At 70.4% G+C, this 8,240-nt stretch carries 7 protein-coding genes; 2 read left to right on the top strand and 5 right to left on the bottom strand.

Annotation, left to right across the window (positions count from 1 at the left end):
• The 5 genes from ACYVE7_RS24340 to ACYVE7_RS24320 form a co-directional block, all read right to left on the bottom strand.
• A partial coding sequence (locus tag ACYVE7_RS24340; RefSeq protein WP_460367529.1) for a hypothetical protein occupies positions 1-384 on the bottom strand: 384 nt, incomplete at its 3' end.
• Complete coding sequence (locus tag ACYVE7_RS24335; protein WP_460367527.1) at positions 381-1,802, bottom strand: SDR family NAD(P)-dependent oxidoreductase; 1,422 nt, start codon at positions 1,800-1,802, stop codon at positions 381-383. The genes ACYVE7_RS24335 and ACYVE7_RS24340, both read right to left, overlap by 4 nt.
• Complete coding sequence (locus ACYVE7_RS24330; RefSeq protein ID WP_460367525.1) at positions 1,802-3,328, bottom strand: CDP-glycerol glycerophosphotransferase family protein; 1,527 nt, start codon at positions 3,326-3,328, stop codon at positions 1,802-1,804. Before ACYVE7_RS24330 ends, ACYVE7_RS24335 begins: the two co-directional genes overlap by 1 nt.
• 96 nt (positions 3,329-3,424) lie before the next feature.
• Positions 3,425-4,153 carry a CDP-alcohol phosphatidyltransferase family protein gene (locus ACYVE7_RS24325; RefSeq protein ID WP_460367523.1) on the bottom strand — a complete coding sequence of 243 codons (729 nt, stop codon included), beginning with the start codon at positions 4,151-4,153 and terminating at the stop codon, positions 3,425-3,427.
• Complete coding sequence (locus ACYVE7_RS24320) at positions 4,150-4,302, bottom strand: hypothetical protein (RefSeq protein ID WP_460367521.1); 153 nt, start codon at positions 4,300-4,302, stop codon at positions 4,150-4,152. The genes ACYVE7_RS24325 and ACYVE7_RS24320 overlap by 4 nt, the downstream gene beginning before the upstream one ends.
• A 332-nt stretch (positions 4,303-4,634) precedes the next feature.
• Here ACYVE7_RS24320 and ACYVE7_RS24315 point away from each other — a divergent pair, with 332 nt between their 5' ends.
• Together ACYVE7_RS24315 and ACYVE7_RS24310 are read left to right on the top strand one after the other, a co-directional pair.
• The gene (locus tag ACYVE7_RS24315) at positions 4,635-6,035 is read left to right on the top strand and encodes an esterase/lipase family protein (RefSeq protein ID WP_460367520.1); all 1,401 of its coding nucleotides are present in this window, start codon (positions 4,635-4,637) and stop codon (positions 6,033-6,035) included.
• A partial coding sequence (locus ACYVE7_RS24310) for a hypothetical protein (protein WP_460367518.1) occupies positions 6,032-8,240 on the top strand: 2,209 nt, incomplete at its 3' end. The genes ACYVE7_RS24315 and ACYVE7_RS24310, both read left to right, overlap by 4 nt.

Below are 8,240 nucleotides of genomic sequence, written 5' to 3'. Positions count from 1 at the left end.
CGCCGCCGCCAGCTCGACGGTCCTGGGCGACGGCAGCCGCCGCGACCGGCGCGGCACCCGCAGCCCCGCCATCGGGACGTTCCTGGTCAGCCCGGTCACCGCGTGCAGCTCGTCCTCCTTGGCGCGCAGCACGAGCAGCAGGACGCTCGCCCAGGTCAGCGCCAGAAAAACCGACGCGGCGGGCAGCGGCAGGAGCAGCAGCGCCGCCGACTGGCAGACCGTGAACAGCCCCGCCCGCCCGAACCCGGCGACGCCCAGCAGCCGTCCGAGACCCGTTCTGCCGCGCGCCGCGAAATGGGCGGCGGGCAGCACGGCCGCGAAGAGCCACGGCTCGCCGGTCAGCGCCGCCGCGTAAGGCAGGACGCAGCTCAGCAGCAGGATCACCTGGTCTCCGCGGCTTCGGCGGCGCGCGGCTGCCCCGGCACCTCCGGCCGGCGGACGTCGACGACCTGGCCGGTCAGATCGGACAGCAGCACGTCGAGCGCGGTCAGCGCGACCGTACGGGACGGCAGCAGGCTGCCCGCCGGTTCCGCGCCGAACGCCTGCTCGCGCATCGGGGTCGCGGTCCGCTCGGGGTTCACGCAGTTGACCCGGACGCCCGCCTGCGCCCACTCCTCGGCCAGCGCCTGCGTCAGATTGACGATCGCGGCCTTGGTCGAGGAGTAGATGCTGTAGCCGCCGCGCCCCCGCGTGTAGCTGGAGGAGGTGAAGAGCTGGAGCTGCCCCCGGGTCGCCCGCAGATACGGGTAGGACGCGCGGGCGATCGCGATCGGCGCCAGGTAGTTGACCCTGACCAGCTCGTCGATGGTGGCGTGGTCGGTCTCGGCCAGCATCCCGATCTTCAGCAGCCCGGCCGTGTTGACCACATAGTCGATCTTGCCGTCGGCGGCGTCGGCCTGCTTGAGCGCCTGCTCGACGGCCCCGGTGTCCTCGATGTTGGTGCCGGTCAGGCTACGGGAGAACGCGTGCACCGACGCCCCGTGCGACGCCGCGATCTCCGCGATGTCCGCGCCGATCCCGTACGCCCCGCCGAACACCACGAGGGTCTTGCCGCGCAGCGTGGCCCGGTCGCCCGCGGGGACGGCCTCGGTGGCGAGCTGGAACAGCTTGTCGGCCAGCGAAAGATCCACCGGGTTGGTGATCTTCATATTGGCCTCGGAGCCCTCCACCACCTTGATCGGCACCTGGGGCAGGTAGCGCAGGACCACGCTGCAGTCGTCGGTGGCGAGCACCCGGCCCGAGGTGAACCCCGGGTCGGCCAGGGCGCGCGAGTAGGCGGCGCGGATCGTGGAGCGGCGGAACCCCTGCGGGGTCTGGCCGCGGCGCAGCAGGTCACGGCGCGGCACGTCCTTGAGGATGGTCCGCTCGTACTCGTCCACCGCGATGATCGTGTCGGCCGACGGGATCGCCACGTCGACGGCCTCGTACACCTCCAGGGCCCGCACGCACTCGGTGATCGTCCGGCCGTCCAGGAACGGACGGACGGCGTCATGGAAGAGCAGATTGCACTCCTCGTCGACGGCGTTCACCGCCCGCCACGTGGTCTGGCCGCGGGTCGCGCCGCCCTCCAGCACCCGGGTGACCTTGGTGTAGCCGCCCGCCGCGACCAGCGCCCGCACCTCGTCGAGATGGCCGGGGGTCATCATCACGATGATCTCGTCGATCTCGGGGGCCTGCTGGAACACCCGGATCGTGTGCTCGATGATGGGCCGCCCCGCGATCCTGACGAGCTGTTTCGGGATGCCGAGCCCGAGTCGTTCGCCGACCCCGCCCGCCAGCACCACAGCGATGTTCCGCAGCATCAGGACCCCCACACTTCCGCGATGACCCGCTCCGCGGCGTGGCCGTCGTCATAAGGACAGAACTTGGCGGCGAAATCGAGGTACGCCTGCTTGCGGGAGCCGTCGTCGCCCGCCCGCAGCGCCTCCACGACCTCGTCCGAGGTGCGCAGCAGCGGACCGGGCGCCTCCGCCGCGAGATCGAAGTAGAAACCCCTGACCTCGTCGCGGTAGCGCTCCAGGTCATAGGGGAAAAGGAGGATCGGCTTGCCGGTGCCCGCGAAGTCGAACATGGCCGAGGAGTAGTCGGTGACCAGGACGTCGGTGACGAGGTACAGCTCCGCGATGTCCGGATAGTCGCAGACGTCGAGGACGAAGTCGTCGCGGTGCCGCCACGCCCGTCCGGTGCCCATGTGGTGGTGGGCGCGGAGCAGCAGCACATGGTCGTCGGCGAGGGCCGCGCGAGCCCGCCGCAGATCCAGCGCCAGACCGTACTGCTCGCGCTGCCTGCGGCCGACGACCAGGTCGTCCCGCCAGGTCGGCGCGTACAGCACGACCTTCTTGCCGTGCGGCAGGCCCAGCCGGTCGCGGACGTCGGCGGCCAGCAGATCCCGGTAGGGGTGGTTCAGCAGGTCGTTGCGCGGATAGCCGGTCTCCAGCACCGAACCCTCATAGCCGTAGGCGCGGCGCATGATCGGGGTGGTGAACGGGTTGGGCGAGATCAGATGGTCCCACTGCGGGACGTCCTGCTGGATCTTCGCCCAGGCGCTGTCACGCGAACCGGCCAGGGTGCGGACGTCGAAGCCGAGGGTCTTCAGCGGGGTGCCGTGCCAGGTCTGGAGGTAGGTCTGGCCGTCGCGTTTACGGAACCAGCGGGGCATCCGGTTGTTGGCGACCAGGTAGCGGGCCCGTGCGACGGCCTCGACGTGCTCGCGGCTGCCCGATCTGACCACGCGCGCGCCGTCGGGGACGGGGAACTGGGAGTCGGCCGACACCCAGACGTGGTCGAGGTCGCGGCCCTCGTCACGGAGGTGCTCGAACAGGGCGCGCGGGTTGCAGGAGTAGCGGCGGCCGTTCATCGAGTCGTAGACGACGGTGTCGCGGAGCGGCTGGGTGCGCAGCGCCGGGTAGAGCCGTTCGCGGAGCCGGGCCTGGTGGGCGGCGCCCCGCTCGTCCGGGGGGAGTGCGGGGGTGACGGTCAGGGCGAGCCGGCGCCGGCCGTGCACCCGGAACTCCTGCCCGCCGTCGACATGCGCGGCGGGGAGCCGCGCGCCCGCCCAGCGGCACTCGGGCAGGGTCCATTCGCCGCCGGTCAGCGGGAGTTCCGCGCCGAACACCGGGATCCGGCCGACGGGCAGCCGTGCGGTGAACCGGCCCTGGCGGGCTTCGAGCGGGAACAGCCGTTCCCGGCCGGTCCTGCGGTGGTGCAGGACGATCGGGCGGGCTTCGCCGCGGAGCGAGCCGGTGAGGACGAGGGCGCCGTCGGCGTCCCAGCGGGCCCCGGTCACCGTGACGGGCGCCCGGCAGAAGGTCTTCGCCACTCCGAACACGCGGGACACCTCACTCTCACTACTCGGCGCATTCACTACTCGGCGTCCCATGATGGACGCTCACGGTGACCGCCAGAGGGTTTCTTGGGAAGCCGTTTACTCTGCGTGCGCCGGTTCGAGGGAATTCGCCCGGTCTGCCGCCGCCTTGCGGGACTCCCGCCAGAACGCGTGCACGAGCTGCAGCTCGAACAGGACCAGCGCGACGGCCACCAGAACCGTCAGCGGGACGACCAGACCGGTCGCCGGGCCCACCACGAACACCGCCATCTGGAACTCGATGCCGCTGACGAACCGGCGGCGGACCCGGGAGCGCGCGCCGCGCGGCGCCGTCCGGGACGCGGGCACGAGCGGCGCGAACGAGCGGCGCGCCTTGCCGATCTGCTGGCCGTTCAGGTACCGGAACACGTCGACGAGCACGACACCCGCCGCGAACAGCAGGTAGCCGGGGTCGCCGGTGGCGCGGTAGAGGCCGTAGCCGAGGGCCGACGCGCACAGCACGGTCCTGATCCGGTCGAGGATGTAGTCGAGCCACTCCCCGAACGGGCTGCCGAGCCCTTTGAGGCGGGCGAGTTTCCCGTCGACGCAGTCGAACAGGAAGCACAGGTAGGACAGGGCGGCGCCGGGCAGCATCCGTCCGGTGGCGAAGCACACGGCCGCGCCCAGCCCGAGGGCGAAGGCGACGGCCGTGATCGCGCCCGGGGTGAGCCGGGTGCGGTTGGCGACGGCGCGGGTCAGGGGGACTGCCAGAGGGTCCACGAGGTAGACCGTCCACCAGGAATCCTTGGGTTTCAGGGTCTCCCGGACGTCAGCCAGGGAGTAGGTCATGCCCGGCCCAGCACCCGGTCCAGGAGCGACCTGCGACGTCCGCGCGCCAGCCCGGCCAGCAGCCAGTCGTCCCCGAGCTCCTCGGGGTCGGCCCCGGCGTGCAGCAGCTCCTCGGCGAGCGTCACATACGGGTCAAGCACGAACTCCACCGGCACACCGGGCCGCCCGGCAGGCGCCTCAGGCGCACGGGGCATCGGGACTTCCCGCACAACGGTCATCGTGTTCATGCCACCCAGCATGACCACCCAGAGAGATCGGCTCGTAGCGCATCGTCACCACCAGAACATCACTTGACCTGAATTTGAGAGTGACGCTGGCTTGGGCCGTGCGGGCGTGCCGGGTGGCAGGTCGAACGTCCGGCGGGCTGATGACAGGCAAGGAACCCTGCACCGGATTTGCCAGATATGGGACGTGTTTCAGGCGTCGCCGAATAATGTGCCCTCGGGGGCTGTCCGTTACGTCGAAGAACCTGGGGGTAGGCGTGGCGCGCCTGAAGCATCTGGTCGTCATCGTGCCGGGGATTCTCGGAAGTGTGCTGCACGATCGCGACGGGACCGCCGTGTGGGGGGATCTTCGCAGCGGCGTGAAGACGGCTTGCGACCCCGAGCTGCTGGACATCGCCCGGCCGTTGCAGGCCGTCGGCCTGATGCCGACGTTGACGGTGATTCCGCCTTTCCGCGTTCCGGGATATGACCGGCTGATCAGTCAGATCCGCAATACGTTCGAAAATGTAAAGGTCGCGACCCTTTCGATGGAGAAAGGCCGGGATCCGCAAGCCAATGTGCTGCTGTTCCCTTATGACTTCCGCTGGGGAGTGGAGGCGGCTGCGGAAGTGCTGGCGGCGGAGATCCGGGACCGGCTGGGGCCGCCGGGTGAGGCGCGCCGCAAGGTGGTGGTCATCGGGCATTCGATGGGCGGGCTCGTCGCGCGGTACTGGCTGGGCCCGCTGGGCGGAGCGCCCTACTGCCGTTCGCTGATCACGGTCGGGACGCCCCATCGGGGAGCGCCCAAGGCGCTGGACTGGCTCTGGAACGGCGTCGGCACCGGCCGGATCCGCTACGGCCGCGCCACCCGGATTCTGCGCGGCTGGCCGGCCGCCTACGATCTGCTGCCGCGTTATCGAGCGGTACTCGCCGGGAAAGCGCGCACCGGGCCTTCCCTGGGCGACGATCCGGCCGCACGATATCCACGCGAACTGGACTGGCCTGACGCGACGGCCGCCCGGCACGCCGCCCGCGCCCACCAACTGCATGACGACCTCGAACGATCCTGGGCGGATCTGGCGGAAGCAGCGCCGAACGTCCTGCCGATCTTCGCTCGCGGCCATGGGACGCCGGCCCGCAGCACGCTCCTGGACGGGAGGCTGCTCGTGGCCAAGGAGGACGCGGAGTGGCTGCCGAACCAGGGCTGGCTCGGCGACGGCACCGTCCCGTCGTACTCCGCGATCCCCTGGGAGCTGGGAGGGGAGCAGACCAGGTGGCGGGCGGTCCCGGAACGTCATCTGCCGATGGCGTCCAGCCCCGCGATCGTGGAGGCGCTGCGGAACCTGTCCAGCGACTCCCTCGACCGGGTCCGCGGGGACGCCCCCGGCAGCCCCTGGCTGGGGCTCGACCTGCCGGGCACGGTGCCCGCCCGCACACCGGTGACGGTGCGGGCGCGGCTGCTCGGCACGGCGGCGGACGAACGCACGGTCTTGGAGGTCAAGCTCGCCGGGATCGGAACCCTGCGAGGCGAGCCGGTCGGCGAGGGGGTGTGGGAGGTGACGCTGCCGCCGTTGGAACCGGGGGCTCATCCGGTGAAGGTCGTCGCGCAGGCCCCGGGCGGAAATCCCGTGAGTGTGCAGGACGTCATCGGGGCGCTTGAAGAGGAGCCGGAACTGTGAGCGCGTGGCTGCGATGGTCGTCGGCGGAGGCGCCGGGGTTGCTGGCCGCCTACGTCCAGCGCGGGGTGGTCACGCGGATGCTGAGTGGCAAGATTCCCGCCGCCGGATCCGGCACACGGATCGACCGCGCGAAGGCGATCTATGAGGCTTTCGCGGGCCGTGAGATCCGGTACGCCCATGAGGATCCGGCGGGCGAGGCCGGGCGGCAGGTGATCCGCCCGCCCGACGAGGTGCTGCTGCACCATCGGTACGCGACCTGTCTCGACCTCGCCGTCACCTATGCGGGGGCCTGCCTCGACTCCGGCCTACACCCGATCATCGTGATCGCCGATCCTGAGGTTCCCGGAGGCGCCGGGCACGCGATCGTCGTCGTGTGGCTCGGCGGAGATCTGGAACGCCCGGTCTCTCCCGACTATCCGCTGGACACGACCGTCCTCGGTTCCCCTCCGCCCGAGGTGATCGACGACCTTTACCGGGGCGACGGAAGCACGGGTGAGTTTCTCGCGATCGACGTCACCGGCACGGCCCACGGATATCTGGGCGTGCCTGAGCCCATGCCGTGGGAGCGTGCTGTCTCGGCCGGGGCGGACGTCTGCGAGCGGTGGCGGCTCGGTGTGGATGTGGGCCTGTCGACAGGCGACGCCCTGCCGATGCCACGCTGGCCGGAGCAGGATCCGCTGACCCGCCCTTACCATCCTCAGAAGGTCGGCGCCGTCCGATCACTCGCCGAACTCCAGGCACGACGCGGCCGGATCCCGTTCGCCGGCCGTGACGATCTCGACCTGCTCATCGACTGGTGCGAGGCCCCCGACCCCGAGAACCGGACCAAGGTCACGATCATCCACGGAATGGGAGGAGCGGGCAAAACGCATCTGGCCGCCGAACTCGCCAAGAGGATGGCCGACGAAGGCTGGCACACCGGCTTCCTCGTCCGCAGGCCGAGCGACACCCAGCTCGATTGGCTGGGGCGGTTCGGCTCCCCGCTCCTGGTCGTCGTGGACTACGCCGAAGCCGCGAAAACCGACGAGATCACCGACCTCCTCCGGGCCGTCCGCAGCCGCACCGCCCCCACCTGCGTCGTGATGACGGCGCGGTTGATGGGCGACTGGTGGACCGAGGTCGGACGAGAGGCCGAGCGCGACGGACACGATCTCGTGGTGCTGCCCCGGCCGCTCCAGCCACTGCACCCGGACGGCCGACGGGTCTTCCGGGTCGCGGCACGCGCCTTCGCCGCCGAAGACCAGAAGGAACTGGAGTTCCCGAACGCGCCCCGCCCCGTCCAGTGGACCACTCTGGATCTCATCCTGCTCGCCTGGCTGGCCGCCGACGGCACCCGTGATCTTCCGCAGGGCCACCATGATCTCTACGAAGCGGTCCTGCACCATGAGTTCGACTACTGGCAGAACACCTACAAGGAACGTCACGGCGGGAGCACTCCTGCCAAGCTGACTCTCTGGTCGCTGGGGACATGCCTGGCGCTGCTGGCACCGACGGAGGACCGGCTGGCCGAACTCATCGAACAGGCCATCGGTGTGTCCGACCCTCTCTCCCGTGATCACCTCACCGAGCTCGTCACCGAGATGCTGCCGGCCGACCCGGAGAACGGCTCACGATCGGTCAGACCGGACCCCGTCGGCTCCCACCTCCTCGTCCGGGACCTCCGCCGCAACAGCAAGCTGATCAAAAACAGTCTCAAGGCCGCGACCACCGACGAACTCCGCAACGCCTGCGAAGCGATCTCCCGCTCAGCCCAGAACAACGCCGACCAGGCCCGAACCCTCGCAGCAGAAGCGCTGAACGAGCACAGGGGCATGTGGCGTCAGGCCCTGACCCTCGTCAGCGCCCAAAGCGGCCCATTCGTCCCCGCCCTCGAAGCCCTGGCGAGGGAAGCCGACACCCCGCTACCCCTCGCCGAGCTGGCGAGCACCATCCCCCTCGGCCACAGCGCCCTCCTCGGCCTCGCCCTGATCGCCGCACAGGCGCAGGTACCTCCCAAGACCGAATCCGGCAAGCAGGACCTACCGACTGTTGCAGCGTCACTCAACAACCTGTCCAACCGGCAGGCCGAGTCCGGTGACCGGGCGGGAGCGCTGACCAGCATCCAAGAAGCCGTCGCCGCCTACCAGGACCTGGCCCAAACAAGCCCCGCCGCCTACCTCCCCGACCTCGCCATGTCACTCAACAACCTGTCCGTTCACCAAGCCG

Source organism: Actinocorallia lasiicapitis (assembly GCF_054778695.1).
This window is presented reverse-complemented; position numbering and strand designations above follow the sequence as displayed.